Origin of the sequence: Streptomyces brasiliensis (assembly GCF_014647875.1) — a bacterium.
GTDB classification, from domain to species: domain Bacteria; phylum Actinomycetota; class Actinomycetes; order Streptomycetales; family Streptomycetaceae; genus Streptomyces; species Streptomyces brasiliensis.
Genome location: NZ_BMQA01000009.1, coordinates 65,635 through 83,466, shown reverse-complemented (window position 1 = coordinate 83,466; position 17,832 = coordinate 65,635). Strand labels below are relative to the sequence as shown.

Annotated in this window: 20 protein-coding genes; 6 read left to right on the top strand and 14 right to left on the bottom strand. The window is 67.6% G+C overall.

Translation table 11 applies throughout. The features are described 5' to 3' along the window. Window positions 1-144: 144 nt before the first annotated feature. From IEZ19_RS16480 to IEZ19_RS16455, 6 genes are all read left to right on the top strand, one after another. Window positions 145-1,026: a hypothetical protein gene (locus IEZ19_RS16480; protein ID WP_189311932.1), complete on the top strand. Its 882-nt coding sequence runs from the start codon at window positions 145-147 to the stop codon at window positions 1,024-1,026. Between the two features lie 83 nt (window positions 1,027-1,109). After that, window positions 1,110-2,480 (top strand): glycosyl hydrolase, encoded by a 1,371-nt coding sequence (locus tag IEZ19_RS16475; RefSeq protein WP_189311931.1) that lies wholly within the window; start codon window positions 1,110-1,112, stop codon window positions 2,478-2,480. 243 nt (window positions 2,481-2,723) lie between these two features. Next, the gene (locus IEZ19_RS16470) at window positions 2,724-4,175 is read left to right on the top strand and encodes a glycosyltransferase family 2 protein (protein ID WP_229840380.1); all 1,452 of its coding nucleotides are present in this window, start codon (window positions 2,724-2,726) and stop codon (window positions 4,173-4,175) included. A 19-nt stretch (window positions 4,176-4,194) separates the two neighbouring features. Then, window positions 4,195-5,424 carry a glycoside hydrolase family 113 gene (locus IEZ19_RS16465; protein ID WP_189311930.1) on the top strand — a complete coding sequence of 410 codons (1,230 nt, stop codon included), beginning with the start codon at window positions 4,195-4,197 and terminating at the stop codon, window positions 5,422-5,424. A 15-nt stretch (window positions 5,425-5,439) separates the two neighbouring features. Further along, window positions 5,440-6,537, top strand: coding sequence for a mannose-1-phosphate guanylyltransferase (gene manB / locus IEZ19_RS16460; RefSeq protein ID WP_189311929.1), 1,098 nt, complete (start codon window positions 5,440-5,442; stop codon window positions 6,535-6,537). A gap of 35 nt (window positions 6,538-6,572) precedes the next feature. Continuing rightward, window positions 6,573-8,657, top strand: coding sequence for an acyltransferase family protein (locus IEZ19_RS16455; protein WP_229840378.1), 2,085 nt, complete (start codon window positions 6,573-6,575; stop codon window positions 8,655-8,657). Between the two features lie 6 nt (window positions 8,658-8,663). Here the strand turns inward: IEZ19_RS16455 and truA are convergent, their stop codons facing one another. The 14 genes from truA to rplR form a co-directional block, all read right to left on the bottom strand. Continuing rightward, window positions 8,664-9,509, bottom strand: coding sequence for a tRNA pseudouridine(38-40) synthase TruA (truA, locus tag IEZ19_RS16450; RefSeq protein WP_189311927.1), 846 nt, complete (start codon window positions 9,507-9,509; stop codon window positions 8,664-8,666). 89 nt (window positions 9,510-9,598) lie between these two features. After that, window positions 9,599-10,108, bottom strand: a complete 510-nt coding sequence (gene rplQ / locus IEZ19_RS16445; RefSeq protein ID WP_189311926.1) for a 50S ribosomal protein L17 — start codon at window positions 10,106-10,108, stop codon at window positions 9,599-9,601. Between the two features lie 207 nt (window positions 10,109-10,315). Further along, a complete protein-coding gene (locus tag IEZ19_RS16440; RefSeq protein ID WP_003966937.1) occupies window positions 10,316-11,338 on the bottom strand; it encodes a DNA-directed RNA polymerase subunit alpha in 1,023 nt (340 codons plus the stop codon). Window positions 11,339-11,484: 146 nt separating this feature from the next. Beyond that, a complete protein-coding gene (gene rpsK, locus IEZ19_RS16435; RefSeq protein ID WP_003956432.1) occupies window positions 11,485-11,889 on the bottom strand; it encodes a 30S ribosomal protein S11 in 405 nt (134 codons plus the stop codon). Window positions 11,890-11,954: 65 nt separating this feature from the next. Beyond that, the gene (gene rpsM, locus IEZ19_RS16430) at window positions 11,955-12,335 is read right to left on the bottom strand and encodes a 30S ribosomal protein S13 (RefSeq protein WP_020135802.1); all 381 of its coding nucleotides are present in this window, start codon (window positions 12,333-12,335) and stop codon (window positions 11,955-11,957) included. Between the two features lie 190 nt (window positions 12,336-12,525). Beyond that, the gene (rpmJ, locus tag IEZ19_RS16425; RefSeq protein WP_003998809.1) at window positions 12,526-12,639 is read right to left on the bottom strand and encodes a 50S ribosomal protein L36; all 114 of its coding nucleotides are present in this window, start codon (window positions 12,637-12,639) and stop codon (window positions 12,526-12,528) included. 61 nt (window positions 12,640-12,700) lie between these two features. Beyond that, on the bottom strand, window positions 12,701-12,922 hold the full coding sequence (infA, locus tag IEZ19_RS16420) for a translation initiation factor IF-1 (RefSeq protein WP_003948620.1): 222 nt from the start codon (window positions 12,920-12,922) through the stop codon (window positions 12,701-12,703). A gap of 151 nt (window positions 12,923-13,073) precedes the next feature. Then, window positions 13,074-13,910 carry a type I methionyl aminopeptidase gene (gene map, locus IEZ19_RS16415; RefSeq protein WP_189311925.1) on the bottom strand — a complete coding sequence of 279 codons (837 nt, stop codon included), beginning with the start codon at window positions 13,908-13,910 and terminating at the stop codon, window positions 13,074-13,076. A gap of 98 nt (window positions 13,911-14,008) precedes the next feature. After that, on the bottom strand, window positions 14,009-14,674 hold the full coding sequence (locus IEZ19_RS16410) for an adenylate kinase (RefSeq protein WP_189311924.1): 666 nt from the start codon (window positions 14,672-14,674) through the stop codon (window positions 14,009-14,011). Continuing rightward, window positions 14,674-15,987: a preprotein translocase subunit SecY gene (gene secY, locus IEZ19_RS16405; protein WP_189311923.1), complete on the bottom strand. Its 1,314-nt coding sequence runs from the start codon at window positions 15,985-15,987 to the stop codon at window positions 14,674-14,676. The genes IEZ19_RS16410 and secY overlap by 1 nt, the downstream gene beginning before the upstream one ends. Window positions 15,988-16,163: 176 nt before the next feature. Further along, the gene (gene rplO / locus IEZ19_RS16400; protein WP_189311922.1) at window positions 16,164-16,619 is read right to left on the bottom strand and encodes a 50S ribosomal protein L15; all 456 of its coding nucleotides are present in this window, start codon (window positions 16,617-16,619) and stop codon (window positions 16,164-16,166) included. A gap of 2 nt (window positions 16,620-16,621) precedes the next feature. After that, the gene (gene rpmD / locus IEZ19_RS16395) at window positions 16,622-16,804 is read right to left on the bottom strand and encodes a 50S ribosomal protein L30 (RefSeq protein WP_095748087.1); all 183 of its coding nucleotides are present in this window, start codon (window positions 16,802-16,804) and stop codon (window positions 16,622-16,624) included. Beyond that, the gene (rpsE, locus tag IEZ19_RS16390; protein ID WP_015658456.1) at window positions 16,804-17,409 is read right to left on the bottom strand and encodes a 30S ribosomal protein S5; all 606 of its coding nucleotides are present in this window, start codon (window positions 17,407-17,409) and stop codon (window positions 16,804-16,806) included. Before rpsE ends, rpmD begins: the two co-directional genes overlap by 1 nt. Before the next feature lie 37 nt (window positions 17,410-17,446). Then, a complete protein-coding gene (rplR, locus tag IEZ19_RS16385) occupies window positions 17,447-17,830 on the bottom strand; it encodes a 50S ribosomal protein L18 (protein ID WP_189311921.1) in 384 nt (127 codons plus the stop codon). Between the last annotated feature and the right edge of the window lie 2 nt (window positions 17,831-17,832).

The window sequence follows — 17,832 nt, the reverse complement described above, 5'->3', positions numbered from 1 at the left end:
AACGAGCTGCCGGGTGCCGGGATCTACCGCTTCGTACCTGCGAGTGTAGCGGTCGGGATTGGGGCGGGCTGCGCCGGTTAGGCCCCCTATCGCCCCTAGTAGGAGCGCACCGGCGGTCCTCCGGCCCCGTCTAAGATGCGCCCCATGAGCTATGGGCAGGGGGGACCCCAGTCCCAGTGGGATCCCTGGAAACCGAACTCCCAGCAGCCCTGGAACGGCGGCGGCGGGAGCCAGACCCCCGACTGGGCCGCGCTGGCCGAGGCCTCGGAGACGCGCAACAGGCGGCGCCGGCTGCTGTTCATCGGCGGCGGCGCGCTCGCCACGCTGGCGATCGGCGCGGCCGTCGCCTTCGCCGTGGTCTCGGCGAACGGCGACAACAACGCCTCGGGCGATCCGAGCAACCTGCCCGCGACCGCATCCATCCCCGGCGACTCCTCCGACCCGGTGCCGTCCTTCGAGCCGACCAGCGCGCCGCCGCCGCTGGACCCGAAGGACTTCATATCCAGTGCGACGAAGGACACGGCACCGCTCAGTGCCGAGACCCTCTTCCCGGGCACCCAGCTGACCATGGGCGAGACCGTCTACAAGAAGGGTGCGACGGCCGACACCCGTAACTGCGCCTCGGTCGCCCAGGGCACCCTCCCGAAGGTCCTCACCTCCAACGGCTGCACACGGCTGCTGCGCGTCAGCTACATCAAGGACGGAGTGGCGGTGACCGTCGGCGTCGCCGTCTTCGACACCGAGGCCAAGGCGACCGCGGCCAAGCTCAAGGCCGACAAGAAGAGCATCGTGAAGTCGCTCGCAGGCAAGGGGATCAAGGCTTTCTGCGACTCCGCGATCTGCCGCTCGACGACCAACTCCTACGGCCGCTACGCCTACTTCACCATCACGGGCTTCACCAGCGGCAAGGACGTGACGACCAAGGACACGCGGGTCTTCTCGACCGGCGACGACCTGGCGGAGTTCGCGTTCCGGCAGATCAGGCGCCGGGGCGAGGCACAGGCTTCGGCCGCCGCGAACGGCTAGGCGTACCGGCCCCCTCGAACGCCCCGGTACAGGCGTCACCGGGGCGGAATCACTGCACGGGGTGCGAGGGAGGGGACCGACGTATGCGCATGCGAGGGCGGCTTCGGCTCATCGGGGCGGGCGCGACGGCCGCGCTGCTGGGCCCGGCGGCGCTGTGGGCGCTCTGGCCCGAGGACTCCCCACAGACACCGCGGCACGTCCCCACCGACCTGCGCGAGCGGGACCCGGAAGCGACGCCCGCCGCACGCGAGGTCTACGCGCTGCTGGCCGCACTGGAGAACGACGCACGCCGGGGCCGGCCGAGCCGGACGGTGATCGGGCAGCACGTGGAGCTGCAGAACGAGCGGTACAACGCGGCGTACGGCGACTACCGCGGCACCAAGCCGCCGGGCTATTACTACCGCAAGGCCCGCGACATCACCGGGCGCCTGCCCGCCTTCGTCGAACTCGATCTGGGGCCGGGCTACGGGCAGCCGGGCTGGGCGGTGGGCGAGGCACGGTCCTACTCCCGCGCCTGGCCGAGCTGCCGGCGCATGTGGGGTTACGTCGACGACGCCGTGGACCTCGCCGTGGGCGTGTGGGCGGGGCTGCCCAGGCCGGCCGACGGCTCGTACCACCCTTCCGGCACGCACACGGACTGCGCGTCGGGCACCGAGGTCGCCCTGCCGCACAACGGCGGCGCCCCGGCCGGCTTCGTCGGGTTCTCCTTCCACCAGCCCTATCCGGGCAGCGCCGTCAAGGGCTTCGCGCAGACCCTGTGGCACAACTCACCCGCCGCGCAGGACCCCGGCTGGTTCGGCCGGGTGGTCACCGAGGGCACGGCGGAGCACGGGGCGCTACTGCACGACCTGGGGTTTCTCGCGGACCACCTGGGCTACCTGGCCGACCGGGGCGTACCGGTGCTGCTGCGGCCGTACCACGAGATGAACGCGGCGCCCGGGCACGGGTTCTGGTGGGCGGGGCAGGATCCGGCCGCGTACCGGAAGCTGTGGCGGCTGACGTACGACTTCCTGGTGGGCCGCCGGGGCTTGCACAACCTGATCTTCGTCTGGGCGCCGAACTCCTGGGAGGGCTCCTACGGACGGCCACCCTGGGACTACTACCCGGGCGACGACCGTGTCGACGTCGTGGGCGTCGACGACTACAGCGGGAGCCCGGCCCGGCCGTTCGGTGACGGCGCCTGGACCGAAGTCTGGTACCGCGGTCTGGAGCGGTACCCGAAGCCCCGGATCCTCGCCGAGTCGTACCACGTACCGCTCAACGCGCACCAGCCCCGGACGCTGACCCGCACGCCATGGGTGCTGTGGACGGTCTGGGGCCAAGCGCTGTCGTACGAGAACATCTCCGAGCCGCGCCACAGGAACACTCCGGACGACGTGAAGCAGACCTACGGATCCGACCGAGTGTTGACCGCCGATGACTGGAAGTCACCGAACAAGAACTTGCATGGTTAAAATTTGAACACGAATCCCTCTCATCACTTCCTCACCTTGCATGTACGTGTAAGGATCAGGATTCTGTTCGGCCAGTGGTTTGGGCGCCTGGGGGGGCATCTGAGCGGTGAGTGGCCGAGACGCCGATGAAGGCGTCGGGGGCAGGAACCCGAAGTGAATGCCGCGGCTCGCGGAGCGTGCCGCGACAGAGATCGCTGCTGCCTCGACGCGCCGTCCGATCTCACGGGGAGTTCCGCAGTCGTCATGGCATCGACACTGGTCGACGGGGGTGTGCCGCATTCGCGACACAACGCGAAACTGGCGAAGCGCACCTCCGCTTGGAAGCCGGGAATCCTTCCGTTCCTGATTCCGCTTGTCCTCCTGACCCTGTTCAGCCTGTGGTCGTACACACCCAGCGACTCGCCGCTGGCATGGCTGATCACCATCTGCTGGGCACTCCCAGTGCCCGGTGTACTCGTGTCAGTCCAAGGCTTCCTGCTCATCCGCCGCCGGCTACGCAAGGCTCATCTGATGATCCCGCCGGCCCCGGTCGAAGAAGACTTCATGATCGTGCTGGTGCCGACCATCGGGCGCCACGACACCTATCCGGCCCTGGAGCGCTCCGTCCTCTCCTATGTGGAGCACCTCCCCGAGTGGTTCCCGTACATGCGCGTGGACGTCCTCACCGAGGAGGGGTGCGAGGCTGCCGAGCGGATCGACGCCCTGGCGGCGACCAGCCCGCTGATCCGCGTGGTCACGGTCCCGAAGGCCTACGAGACCGAGAACGGCACCCGTTTCAAGGCCCGCGCCAACAACTACGCCCACGAGCTGCGCATCGAGGAGGGCGAGGCCCTCGACTATGTGTGGGTCCTGCACATGGACGACGACACCGGTGTCGGCCCCGACACCGCGGCATCCCTCGCCCAGTTCATCAACCGTCAGCGCCGTGCGACCCCGGAAGAGGTCAAGCACATGGCGCAGGGCATCCTGACCTACCCGCGCGAGAACGCGGTGAGCATGCTCACCTGGTTCGCCGACGCCATCCGCCCCGCCGATGACATCGCGCGGTTCCGTGCCTTCACCGGTCTCGGCACCCCGGCCGCGGGTGTGCACGGCGAACTCCTCGTCATCCGCGCCTCCATCGAAGCCGAGATCGGCTGGGACTTCGGCCCCAAGGAGATCGTCGAGGACGCCCGGCTGGCCCTCACCTTCTGCCGCCTCTACCCGGGCCGCAGCGACTGGTTCAACGGCCGCTGCTACGGCGCCTCGCCGGTCAATACCAAGGACTTCATCAAGCAGCGCGAGCGCTGGGCCTGGGGCCTGGTCGCCCTCTGCTTCAACCGCAAGGTGCCGCTGCGCTACCGCTGGTTCCTGACCATCTGTGTGACCAGCTGGATCCTCGGCCCGCTGCAGCACGTCGGCACGATCGTGTTCGTGGCCTGGTTCATCGGCGACATGAACACCTCTCCCGTGACCCAGTCCGTCGTCATCCTGTGGTCGATCAGCTTCGCCTATGTGATCTGGGCGTACTGGGAAGGACTGCGGCTCAACGCGATCGCCTCGGTGAACGGCAAGCGCAAGTGGTGGGAACCCATGGCCGTCCTCGTTCTGCTGCCCTACTTCTCCCTCATCGAGGGGATGGGCGGCATCAAGGGCCTGTGGAAGTTCATCCGCCGCGAGGAGAACAAGTTCGTCGTCATCGCCAAGCCCGCCTGACCGGAAGAGACCTCACTCCATGAAGCGCGCACGCCTGCCCATGCTCGCCGTGCTCCCCATCACCGTCATCTCCTTCGTGGTCGCGGTCCCCTTCGTGATCGGCGACCACCCGCTGCAGTGGGCCTCCGGCTCCCTCGTGCCCCACTTGGTGCTGGACGGCAAGGAGCACACCCAGCCCGACGGCTCCAAGATCGGCGGCAACGGGACTTCTGCGACACCCTCGCGGACCGCCGAGGTCGCCAGGGTGGACAAGGAATGGAAGAAGGGCATGCCCCAGTGGGGCGTACAGCTCTACTGGGAGGACAACCCCAAGCACTCTGTGGAGTACGTCGAGCAGCAGGCCCGGGTGCAGGCCAACTACCTGGTCGGGCTGCACGCCAACTCCGTGAGCCTGTCCTTCCCGTTCTTCACCGGGGACATCACCTCGACGAAGATCACCGCCGGGGACAAGACGCCGACCCCCGACCATCTCGCCCGCGTGCTGCGGATCTTCCACGAGGCGGGGCTGCGCACCACCCTGCGGCCCCTCATGGACGAGGGCACCCTGGACATCGACAACTTCGAGTGGCGCGGCACCATCAAGCCCGCCGACCGCGGTGCCTGGTTCGCCTCCTACGAGAAGTTCCTCACCCCGTATCTGAAGGCCGCCGACCAGGAGAAGGCGGCCACCTTCGTCATCGCCACCGAGCTGAACTCCCTGGAGGGCGACGCCCACTGGGACTCGCTCGTGAGCGACGCGGAGAAGCTGTTCGGCGGTGAGATCGCCTACGACGCCAACTGGGACAACTACGTCGCGGGCCCCATCACCATGCCGGTCACGCATCTCGGCATCGACGCCTACTTCCCCGTCAAGGTCGGTGACGACGCCTCGGTGAACACCCTGGTCAAGGGCTGGAACGACTGGCTGGACAAGAAGGCCACCGGCCCCCTGCCGAAGATCACCGTCGCCGAGGCCGGCATCGCCGCCATGAACGGCGCCTACCACGCCCCCGGCGACTTCTACACCAAGCGGGCCGTCAACCCGAAGGTGCAGGCCACCTGGTACACCGCGGTCTGCCAGGTCGTCCAGGAGCGCCGGATGAGCGGCGTCTACTGGTGGTCGATCTACTTCGACGACAACCCGAACAAGGCACCGGACGACAAGAAGCAGTCTCGCCTCGACTTCGCCGGGCGCCCCCAGAGCGAGAAGGCCATCAAGGCCTGTTTCACCTCCGACTACGCCGGTCCCGGGACCGCCACCACGAGCTGACCGAACGGGGCAATCATGCAGGAAGCCATTATTCTGGTGGGCGGCAAGGGAACGCGCTTGCGCCCGCTGACCAACCACACCCCGAAACCGCTCCTCGACGTCGCGGGTACCTCCTTCATCCGGCACCAGGTGGCCAAGCTGATGGACGCGGGCGTGGGGCACGTGGTGTTCGCCACCTCGTACCTCGCCGACCTCTTCGAGGAGGAGTTCAAGGACTTCGCCCAGGACCTCGACATCTCCTACGCCGTCGAGGAGGTGCCGCTCGGCACCGGCGGAGCGATCCGCAACGCCGGGCGCCTGCTGCGCGGACCGGCCGGCGCGCCGGTCCTGATCCTCAACGGCGACATCCTCTCCGGCGTCGACCTGCGCGCCGTCCTGCACCAGCACCGGGAGCGGGACGCGGACGTGACCCTCCATCTCACCCGGGTCCCCGACCCGCGTGCCTTCGGTCTGGTCCCCACCGACGGATCCGACCGGGTGCTGGCCTTCCTCGAGAAGCCCAAGACGCCCGAGGAGTGCGTCACCGACCAGATCAACGCCGGTTGCTATGTCTTCAGCCGGTCCGTCCTGGACGCCATCCCGGCCGACCGGGAGGTCTCGGTCGAGCAGGAGACCTTCCCGCAGCTCGTCGCCCAGGGGCGGCGCGTGTTCGGCCACACCACGGAGGACTACTGGCGCGACCTCGGTACGCCGCTGGCCTTCGTGCACGGCTCCGCCGACCTGGTCATCGGCAACGTGACCTCCCCCCTCGTGAAGCAGCCGGCCGAGGCCCTGATCCATCCCACGGCCGTCGTCGATACGACCGCCCGCGTCACCGGCGGCTCGACGATCGGCCCGCACGCCGTCATCGGCCCGCGTGTGGTCGTCGACCGCTCCATCGTCGGCGCGCGCGTGACCGTGGCCGAGGGCGCCGGCATCCACGAGTCCGTGGTGGACCACGACTCCTCCATCGGCGCCGACTGCCTCCTGCGCGAGGTCGTGGTCGGCTGCCACGCACACATCGGCGCGGAGAACGAGCTGCCCGCCCAGCTGCGGCTGGCGTGCGGCATCCGTATCCCCTCCCTGGGGGTGCGGGTGAGCGGCACCGCCACCGCCTGCCTGACGGTCCACTGAGAGATCCGGCCCGACCGGACAGCCACGGGAGAGACGTGACCACCCATCAAGCCACCGCGATAGGCGACCCGACGCGGCCGCCCGAGCACCGGCCGGAGCAGCACCGCCGAAAAGCCCCGAAGGAAGACCGGCTGCGCAAGTACCGGCCCGACCTTCAGGGCCTGCGCGCCGTCGCGATCACGATGGTCGTCTTCGTGCACACGGGCATCCTCGACATCCACGGCGGCGTCGACGTCAGCTTCACGCTCAGCGGCTTCCTCATCGGCAGCCAGCTCCTCGCGGAGATCGACAAGACCGGCAAGGTGTCGCTCGGCAAGTTCTGGGCCCGCCGGTTCCGGCGGCTGGCACCGGGGGCCGCCCTCACCATCGTCGTGACGGCCGTGGTGGCCTGGATCTACGCCAGCCCGTTCAAATTCCGCGGCTACATGCAGGACGGCTTCGCCGCCTCGCTCAGCTTCATCAACTGGCGCCAGGCCGAAAACGGCACCGACTACTTCGCCGACGACGGCAGCCAGTCGCCGTACCAGCACTTCTGGTCGCTGAGCATCGAGGAGCAGTTCTACGTCCTCGCGCCGATCGCGCTCGTCATCGTCGCCTGGCTCAGCCGGGCCATCTTCCGCAACCGCTTCCTGGTCGGGCTGTTCCTGGCCGCCGTGATCAGCGGCTCGCTCTATCTGTCGATCACGACGACCCAGACGAACCAGCCGCTCGCCTACTTCGGCACCCCGACCCGAGTGTGGGAACTGGCCATCGGCGTCTTCGTCGCCCTCAACGCCCGGCTCCTGTCCCGCATGTACCAGGGCCTCGCAGCCGTCCTCGGCTGGGTCGGACTCGGCACCATACTGGTCACCGCGTCCCTCATCACCGAGCAGACCCCCCTGCCCGGTTACGCCGTTGGCGGCCCCGTGCTGGGCGCCACCCTGATCATGGCGGCCGGCTGTGCCAACCCCCGCCTCGGCGCCGAGCGGCTCCTCGACAACCCCGTCTTCAACTTCGTCGGCAACGCGAGCTACGGCTGGTACCTCTGGCACTGGCCGATGCTGATCCTCTGGTCGGACATCGTCGGCCACGAAATCACCTACTCCGACCGCTTCCGCGTCGCCGCGGGCTCCTTCGTGCTGGCCGTCGCCGGGCACTATGTGATCGAACGGCGCCTGAAGGCCAACGTCAGGCTCGTGCAGATCCCGTGGCGCGGCATCCTGACCGGTCTGACCCTGACCGCCACCGCGGCCGTCGCCATGACCCTCGCCATACGGGTGGTACCGCTCAACCTGTCGGTCACCACGGCCGCCGGCGCCGCGGCGAACGGCTTCGGGGGCATCGCCTCCGTCGAGCAGGCCGTGAAGGAGCGCGACCACCCCCGGATCAGCGAGGATGCCCTGCTCAAGGCCCCGCACGACCGCGGCGACCATGGCTGCATCGACGATCTGCTCATCACCGGCTACTCACTCCAGGACAAGTGCGTCATCGGCGACACCACGTCCAAGCGGACGATGGTGCTGCTGGGCGACTCGCACGCCTACCAGTGGGGCAACGCGTTCGACAAGCTCGGCAAGAAGCTGCACGTCAAGGTCATCACCGTGATCAAGAGTGGCTGCAGCCCCGAGGTGTACAAGATCACCCGCGAGGATCTCGGACGCGACTACACCGAGTGCACGAGCTGGCGGAAGACGGCCCTCGACAAGATCGACCAGCTCCACCCGGACGTGCTCGTCGTCGCCAACCGCGCCCAGGCGACCGCCACCCGTCAGGGCGCGGACCAGACCTTCGAGCGGCTGAAGGCCACCGGCGCGAAACTGGTCTACCTCACGGACACGCCGTACCCGAACCGCTCCATACCGGACTGCCTGGCCACCAAGGGCGCCGAAATCGGTACCTGTAGCCCCAAGTCCACGGAAGTGATCGACCGCGCCGAGTACCGCCTCTTGGAACGGGAGACGGCGGAGAAGTACGGGTTCAAGGTCATCGACACGATCCCCGCCTTCTGCGCCGACGGCTACTGCCCGGCCGTGATCGGCGGACACGTCGTCTACTGGGACTACAGCCACATGACCGGCAGCTATTCCACGTCCCTGGAGCCGTACCTGGAGCCGAGGTTCAAGACGGTCCTCGCCGGCTGACCGCGCTCAGGCCGTACGCACCCGCACCCGGCGGGCCTGCCGCTGCCTCTCCAGCAGCAGCTCGTCCGCCGGGTACGCGACCTCCTCCAGCGTGAGCCCATGCGGCCGTACGACATGCACGGCACTGTCCCTCACACCGGCATCCAGCACAGCCCTGGGCCACTCCACCCCCCGGTGCCCGTCCCCCACGAACAGCAACGCTCCCACCATGGACCGCACCTGGTTGTGGCAGAACGCGTCGGCGCGGACCTCGATCTCGACGATGCCGTCCACGCTCCGGCGCACCCCGAAATCGAAGATCTCGCGGATCGTCGTCGCTCCCTCACGCTTCTTCGCGTACGCCGCGAAGTCGTGCTCCCCGACGAGGGACTTGGCGGCGGCGTCCATCAGGGCGACGTCCAACTCCCAGTCGTGCCAGAGCACATGGTTGCGCAGCAGCGGGTCGACTCCCCCGGGCTGGTCGCCGACCCGGTAGACGTAGCGTCGCCACAGGGCCGCGAACCGTGCGTTGAACCCCTCCGGCGCCTGAGTGAGCGCCCACACCCGCACGTCCTTCGGCAGCCGCCCGGCGAGGCGCTTGAGCAGCTTCTCTCCGTGCCCTGCCCACAGTTCCTCGGGCAGGTCGACGTGCGCGACCTGGCCGCGGGCGTGCACTCCGGCATCCGTCCGGCCGGCCACGGTCAGCTCGTACGTCGTGTCCCTCGTCCGCGTCACCGTGCGCAACGCGTCCTCGATCTCCCCCTGCACGGTCCGCCGGCCGCCGGCCTGCTTGGCCCAGCCGTGGAAGTCGGAGCCGTCGTAGGACAGGTCGAGGCGGACACGTACATAACCGGGCTGTGCTTCGTCACTCACAAGGAGATCCTCTCAAGTACGAGATCCTCTCGGATACGCGAAAGCGGGCCCGCCCCGAAGGGCGGACCCGCTCAGCGCGAGGTATGGCCTCAGGCGTCCTTGGACTCCTCGGCCGCCTCGACCGGAGCCGCTTCCTCGACGACCTCGTCGGCCTTGGTCTCCTCGACCTTGGCCTCCTCGGCCTCCTTGACCGCACGCTTGGTGGCGGCCTCGGCCTCACCGGTCGCCTGCTGGGCCACCGTCAGCGCCTCGACCAGCTCGATGACGGCCATGGGCGCGTTGTCGCCACGGCGGTTACCGATCTTGGTGATGCGGGTGTAGCCGCCCGGACGGTTCTCGTACCGCGGGCCGATCTCGGTGAAGAGCGTGTGGACGACGCTCTTGTCCGTGATGACCTGGAGCACCTGACGGCGGTTGTGAAGGTCGCCCTTCTTCGCCTTGGTGACCAGACGCTCGGCGTACGGCCGCAGACGGCGGGCCTTCGCCTCGGTGGTGGTGATACGGCCGTGCTCGAACAGCGACTTCGCGAGGTTCGCGAGAAGCAGCTTCTCGTGCGCGGCACTGCCGCCCAGACGGGCACCCTTGGTGGGCTTCGGCATTGTTCTTCTCCTGTGTGTCTGCCCCGGCCGTATCAGGTACCGGGGTCAGTATCCGAGCAGACGGTTGTCTGTCGGAGATCCGGACGACAGCCCCGAAGGGGCGTCGCCCGGAAGGGGCGCGGGGCGGTGTCGATGTGCGACTCCGTCGCGGGGGCGCGATCAAGCACGGCGCACCCGCACCGAGCACGGACCGTCTGGCCCGAGCTCTCAGTACTGCTCCGTCTCCACGAACCCGGCGTCCGCGTCGTCGTCGGCACCGAAGGCGTCGGCGGCGGCGGTCGGGTCGAATCCGGGCGGGCTGTCCTTCAGGGCCAGGCCCATGCCGGCCAGCTTCGCCTTGACCTCGTCGATCGACTTCGCACCGAAGTTGCGGATGTCCAGGAGGTCCGCCTCGGAGCGGGCGACGAGCTCACCCACGGAGTGGATGCCCTCGCGCTTGAGGCAGTTGTAGGAGCGGACGGTGAGTTCCAGCTCCTCGATCGGCAGGGCGAGGTCGGCGGCAAGGGCGGCGTCCGTGGGGGACGGGCCCATGTCGATGCCCTCGGCGTCGATGTTCAGCTCGCGGGCGAGACCGAACAGCTCGACCAGGGTCTTGCCGGCGGACGCCATGGCGTCGCGCGGCCGCATCGCCTGCTTGGTCTCGACGTCGACGATCAGCTTGTCGAAGTCGGTGCGCTGCTCGACACGCGTGGCCTCGACCTTGTACGTGACCTTGAGCACGGGGCTGTAGATGGAGTCGACCGGGATACGGCCGATCTCCTGGCCCACCTGCTTGTTCTGCACGGCGGAGACGTAGCCGCGACCGCGCTCGACGGTCAGCTCCATCTCGAGCTTGCCCTTGCCGTTGAGCGTGGCGAGGACCAGGTCGGGGTTGTGCACCTCGACACCGGCCGGGGGCGCGATGTCGGCGGCGGTGACCAGACCCGGGCCCTGCTTGCGCAGGTACATCACGACCGGCTCGTCGTGCTCCGAGGAGACGACCAGCTGCTTGATGTTGAGGATCAGGTCGGTGACGTCCTCCTTGACGCCCGGCACGGTGGTGAACTCGTGCAGGACGCCGTCGATGCGGATGCTGGTGACAGCAGCGCCGGGGATCGACGACAGGAGGGTGCGGCGCAGGGAGTTGCCGAGGGTGTAGCCGAAGCCCGGCTCCAGCGGCTCGATCACGAACCGGGAGCGGAACTCGTCGACGACCTCTTCGGTCAACGAGGGACGCTGAGCGATCAGCATGTGTGGATCAGATCCTTCTTTCGTGGACGCCCGCTATTTGACGTCCGACGGAACCGCGCCGCTTGCACAGCGCGGGTACTGCAAGGGTACGGGCGGTACGACCCCTTCCGGGGAGGTACCGCCCGAATACCCAGATCCGCCGTGCCTCAGACGCGGCGGCGCTTCGGCGGACGGCAGCCGTTGTGCGGGGTCGGGGTGACGTCCTGGATGGAGCCGACCTCGAGGCCCGTGGCCTGCAGGGAGCGGATCGCGGTCTCACGACCGGAACCCGGGCCCTTCACGAACACGTCGACCTTGCGCATGCCGTGCTCCTGGGCGCGGCGGGCAGCCGACTCGGCGGCCATCTGCGCGGCGAACGGCGTGGACTTCCGGGAGCCCTTGAAGCCGACGTGGCCGGCGGAGGCCCAGGAGATCACGTTGCCCGACGGGTCCGTGATGGAGACGATCGTGTTGTTGAACGTGCTCTTGATGTGCGCGTGGCCGTGAGCGACGTTCTTCTTTTCCTTGCGGCGCACCTTCTTGGCAGCGCCCTGACGACCCTTGGGGGGCATCTACTAACTCCTACGGGAGGTGGTCGGTCCTACAGCGAAGACCGTGGACAGAGGTCCGCTGCGGACTACTTCTTGCCCGGCTTCTTCTTGCCGGCAATGGCGCGACGCGGGCCCTTGCGGGTGCGAGCGTTGGTGCTGGTGCGCTGACCGCGGACGGGCAGACCACGACGGTGACGCAGACCCTGGTAGCAGCCGATCTCGACCTTGCGGCGGATGTCGGCCTGGATCTCGCGACGGAGGTCACCCTCGGTCTTGATGTTGTTGTCGACGTACTCGCGGATCGCGACGAGCTGCTCCTCGGAGAGGTCGCGAACGCGGGTGTTCGGGTCGATGCCGGTCTCGGCCAGCGTCTGCTGGGAGAGGGTTCGGCCGATGCCGAACACGTAGGTGAGGGCGACCTCCACGCGCTTTTCGCGCGGGATGTCAACACCGGAAACGCGTGCCATTCAATGGCTCCTGGTGATCTTCGGAGGTCTTCCGCAGAACCGGCTCCCAGCCGCCGTACCAGGTACGAACTGGGTCCCCGGCCTCCGAACCGGGGGTGTCGAGCCATGATCGGCTCGGGTCCTGCGTATGAACATATTCAGCTTGCGTCGCGCGAATCTCTGCGGTTGGTGCAGAGGGATCGGTCGTGCGTCAGCCCTGGCGCTGCTTGTGGCGCGGGTTCTCGCAGATGACCATGACCCGACCGTGACGGCGGATCACCCTGCACTTGTCGCAGATCTTCTTGACGCTCGGCTTGACCTTCATGGGATTGAGGTTCTCCGGGTCAGTTGCCGGCGGTCCCGCTCGCGCGGGGCCTGGGCAAGATCTACTTGTAGCGGTAGACGATCCGGCCACGCGTCAGGTCGTACGGAGACAGCTCCACCACGACCCGGTCGTCAGGGAGGATGCGGATGTAGTGCATACGCATCTTGCCGCTGATGTGTGCCAGGACCTGGTGGCCGTTCTGGAGCTCGACCTTGAACATGGCGTTCGGAAGAGACTCGACGACAGTGCCCTCGATCTCGATGGCACCTTGCTTCTTGGCCACGCTTCGCCCTTCGAATCGACTACCTTGATCGACTTCCTCGCGTCCCTTGCGGGCGCATGCGGACATGCGGGTGCACGAGAGCCGACGAGTCAGTCTACGTCAGCGCACCCGGAAAGACGAATCGAGGAATCCTGCCCAACGGGGCAGATCATTAAGCCAGCGGGTCCGGAGCGGCCGTGATGCCGTGCTCCGCAAGCTTCGCCTTGCCGCCGTCGGGTGCAGTGAGGACCAGCGGGCCCTCCTCCGTCAGAGCGACGGAGTGCTCCCAGTGCGAGGACCAGGTGCCGTCCGTCGTGATGACCGTCCACTCGTCCTGGAGGACCTCGGTCTTCGGCGTGCCCAGGGAGACCATCGGCTCGATCGCGAGGCAGAAGCCGGGCACCAGCTTGGGCCCCTTGCCGCGGCGGCGCTCGACGTAGTTCAGCAGGTGCGGGTCCATGTGCATCTCGGTGCCGATGCCGTGACCGCCGTAGTCCTCGATGATCCCGTAGCGACCTCCGCCGGGCTTCGGCTGGCGGCGGATGTACGTCTCGATGGCGTGGGAGACGTCCACGAGGCGGTTGCCCTGCTTCATCGCGGCGATACCGGCCCACATGGACTCTTCGGTCACCCGGGACAGCTCGATCAGCTCGGGAGCGTGACCGGAGCCCACGAAGGCGGTGTACGCGGCGTCGCCGTGCCAGCCGTCGACGATCGCGCCGCAGTCGATGGAGATGATGTCGCCGTTCTTCAGGACGACCTCGTCCGAGGGGATGCCGTGGACGACGACCTCGTTGACCGACGTGCAGATGGTGGCCGGGAAGCCGCCGTACCCGAGGAAGTTCGGCTTGGCGTCGTGCTCGGCGAGGACCTTGCGGGCCACCTGGTCCAGATCCTTCGTCGTGGCACCCGGCACCGCGGCCTCCCGGGTCGCCGCGTGGATGGCGGCGACGACCAGCCCCGCCTCACGCATCTTCGCGATCTGCTCGGCGGTCTTGATCTGCACCATGGGGGGCCTGCGCTCTCCGTCACTCACGTCGGTCGGACTTACACAACAGTACGGCCGCGGCGCCCCACGAGGGCACCGCGGCCGGAACGGCCCGAGAACTACTTCTCGGTATCCTCGTCGCGCTTCAGAGCTTCCAGCGCCCGCCGCGTGATCTCGTCCACCGGACCCAGGGAGGAGATCGTGACGACCAGGCCCTGCGCCTTGTAGTAGTCGATGATCGGCTCGGTCTGCGTGTGGTAGACCTCGAGCCGCTTGCGGACGGTGTCCTCGGAGTCGTCGTCACGCTGGTACAGCTCGCCGCCGCAGACGTCACAGACGCCTTCCTTCTTCGGCGGGCTGTACGTCACGTGGAAGACGTGGCTGGAGTCCTTGCGGCAGATACGGCGGCCGGCGATGCGCTTGACCACCTCGTCCTCGGGGACTTCGAGGTCCAGCACGGCGTCGAGCTTGATGCCCTCGGTCTCGAGCAGTTCATCCAGGGCCTCGGCCTGCGAGACGTTGCGCGGGAAGCCGTCCAGCAGGAAGCCGTTCTCGGCGTCCGGCTGCTCCATGCGGTCCTTGGCCATCGCGATGGTGACCTCGTCGGGGACGAGGTTGCCGGCGTCCATGTAGGACTTCGCGAGCTTCCCGAGCTCCGTCTGCTGGCTGATGTTTGCGCGGAACAGGTCGCCCGTGGAGATGTGCGGGATGTGCAGCGTCTCGGCTAGGCGCACGGCCTGCGTTCCCTTACCGGCACCTGGCGGCCCGACGAGGACGATTCGCATCAGCGGAGGAACCCTTCGTAATTGCGCTGCTGGAGCTGGCTCTCGATCTGCTTCACCGTCTCGAGACCCACACCCACGATGATCAGGATGCTGGTGCCACCGAACGGGAAGTTCTGGCTTGCCCCGAAGCCAACCAACGCCAATGTCGGTACGAGAGCGATCAGGCCCAGATACAGCGAACCCGGCCAGGTGATCCGGTTGAGTACGTACGACAGGTACTCAGCGGTCGGTCGGCCAGCCCGGATGCCCGGGATGAAGCCACCATACTTCTTCATGTTGTCGGCGACTTCCTCGGGGTTGAAGGAGATCGCCACATAGAAGAACGCGAAGAAAACAATGAGCAGGAAGTACGCGGTGATGTAGATCGGGTGGTCACCCTTGGTGAGGTTCTGCTGGACCCAGGCCTTCCAGCCCGAGTTGCCTCCGGAGAACTGGGCGATCAGTGCCGGGATGTAGAGCAGCGACGAGGCGAAGATGACGGGGATCACACCCGCCTGGTTCACCTTCAGCGGGATGTACGTCGACGTACCGCCGTAGGAACGACGGCCGATCATGCGCTTCGCGTACTGCACGGGGATACGGCGCTGGGCCTGCTCGACGAAGACGACCAGCGCGACCATGACCAGACCGACGACCAGGACGGTGCCGAACTCGATCCAGCCGCCGGCGAGGGTGCCCTGCTTCTTGATGGCCCACAGCGCGGACGGGAAGCTCGCGGCGATCGAGATGAACATCAGGATGGACATGCCGTTGCCGATACCGCGGTCGGTGATCAGCTCACCGAGCCACATGACGACGGTGGTACCGGCGGTCATGGTGACGACCATGGTGATGGTGGTGAAGATGGCCTGGTCCGGAACGATGCTCGAAGCGACCGTGCAGCCGGAGAAGAGCGCGCCGCTGCGAGCCGTGGCCACGAGGCCGGTGCCCTGCAGGATGGCCAGGGCCAGGGTCAGGTAGCGGGTGTACTGCGTGATCTTCGCCGTACCGGCCTGGCCCTCCTTCTTGAGGGCTTCCAGACGCGGGATGACGACGGTCAGCAGCTGAAGAATGATGCTCGCAGTGATGTACGGCAGGATGCCGAGCGCGAACACCGTGATCTGCAGCAGTGCGCCACCACTGAACATGTTGACGAGACCGAAGAGGCCCTGGTTCCCCGACGCCTCGTTCACGCACTGCTGGACGGCCTTGTAGTTGACGCCCGGGATCGGAATGTGCGTACCGACCCGGTACACCACGATGATGCCCAGCGTGAAGAGCAGCTTCTTGCGCAGGTCGGGCGTCCTGAACGCCCGGGCGAACGCGGTGAGCACGGTGCCTCCTGCGACCCCCACGCAACTGCGTCAAGGGTGACGGTCTTGAGGTTCGACGGATACAGAAAAGGAACAGTGGAGGCCACCTTACCGGCGACCATGCCTCCCCCGGAACGACCAACCGGGGATACCTCATTGTGAGGTATCCCCGGTCGGGATCGTCTACGCCACGGAACTCAGATGAGCTCGGTGACGGTGCCGCCGGCTGCGGTGATCTTTTCCTTGGCGGAGCCGGAGACGGCGTCGACCGTCACCTGCACCGCCACGGAGAGCTCACCCTGGCCGAGGACCTTGACGAGGCTGTTCTTGCGAACGGCACCCTTGGCCACCAGCCCCTCGACCGTGACCTCGCCACCCTCGGGGTAGAGCGCGGCCAGCTTGTCGAGGTTCACGACCTGGTACTCGGTCTTGAACGGGTTCTTGAAGCCCTTCAGCTTCGGGAGGCGCATGTGGAGCGGCATCTGGCCACCCTCGAAGCGCTCCGGAACCTGGTAACGGGCCTTGGTGCCCTTGGTACCACGACCGGCCGTCTTACCCTTCGACGCCTCACCACGACCGACACGGGTCTTGGCGGTCTTGGCGCCCGGGGCGGGACGGAGGTTGTGGATCTTCAGCGGGTTCTGCTCCGCCATGATCAGTCGACCTCCTCGACCGTCACGAGGTGGCGGACGGTGTGCACCATGCCGCGGAACTCGGGGCGGTCCTCCTTGACGACCACGGTGTTGATCCCCTTGAGACCAAGCGACCGCAGGGTGTCACGGTGGTTCTGCTTGCTGCCGATGTACGACTTCGTCTGCGTGATCTTGAGCTGCGCCATTACGCACCAGCCCCGGCACGCGCACGCAGCAGAGCCGCGGGGGCGACGTCCTCGAGCGGCAGACCGCGGCGGGCCGCGACCTCCTCGGGGCGCTGCAGACCCTTCAGGGCCTCCACGGTCGCGTGCACGATGTTGATCGCGTTGTCGGAGCCGAGCGACTTCGACAGGATGTCGTGGATACCGGCGCACTCGAGCACAGCGCGCACCGGACCACCGGCGATAACACCGGTACCGGGGGACGCGGGCTTGAGCAGCACGACGCCGGCGGCCTTCTCACCCTGGATGGGGTGAGGGATGGTGCCCTGGATCCGGGGGACCTTGAAGAAGTGCTTCTTGGCCTCCTCAACGCCCTTGGCGATGGCGGCCGGCACCTCCTTGGCCTTGCCGTATCCGACACCCACGGTGCCGTCACCGTCGCCCACCACGACCAGCGCGGTGAAGCTGAAGCGACGACCACCCTTCACAACCTTGGCGACGCGGTTGATCGCGACGACGCGCTCGACGTACGCGGTCTTCTCGGCGGCAGCAGCGCCGCCGTCACGGCCCTTCCGGTCCCGCCGCTCGCCGCCACCGGCACCGCCACCGCGGCGCTGGGGTCCAGCCATTGGATTTACCTCTCTCTTTTCCGCTAGCTACGGCGGCTCAGAACCTGAGCCCGGCCTCGCGGGCGGCGTCCGCCAGGGCGGCGATGCGCCCGGCGTACTGGTTGCCACCACGGTCGAATACGACAGCCTCGACGCCCGCGGCCTTGGCGCGCTCGGCGACCAGGGCGCCGACCTGCTTGGCCTGCGCGGACTTGTCGCCCTCGCCACCGCGGATCGAGGTGTCCAGGGTGGACGCCGACGCAAGGGTGTGACCCTTGAGGTCGTCGATCACCTGAGCCACGATGTGACGGTTCGAGCGGGTCACCACCAGGCGGGGACGCTCGGCCGTACCCGCGATCCGCTTGCGGATCCGGATGTGCCGGCGCTTGATCGCGGCGCGCTTGTAGGCGTCGCCCTTGAGGATCTTCTGTCCGTATGCCATGG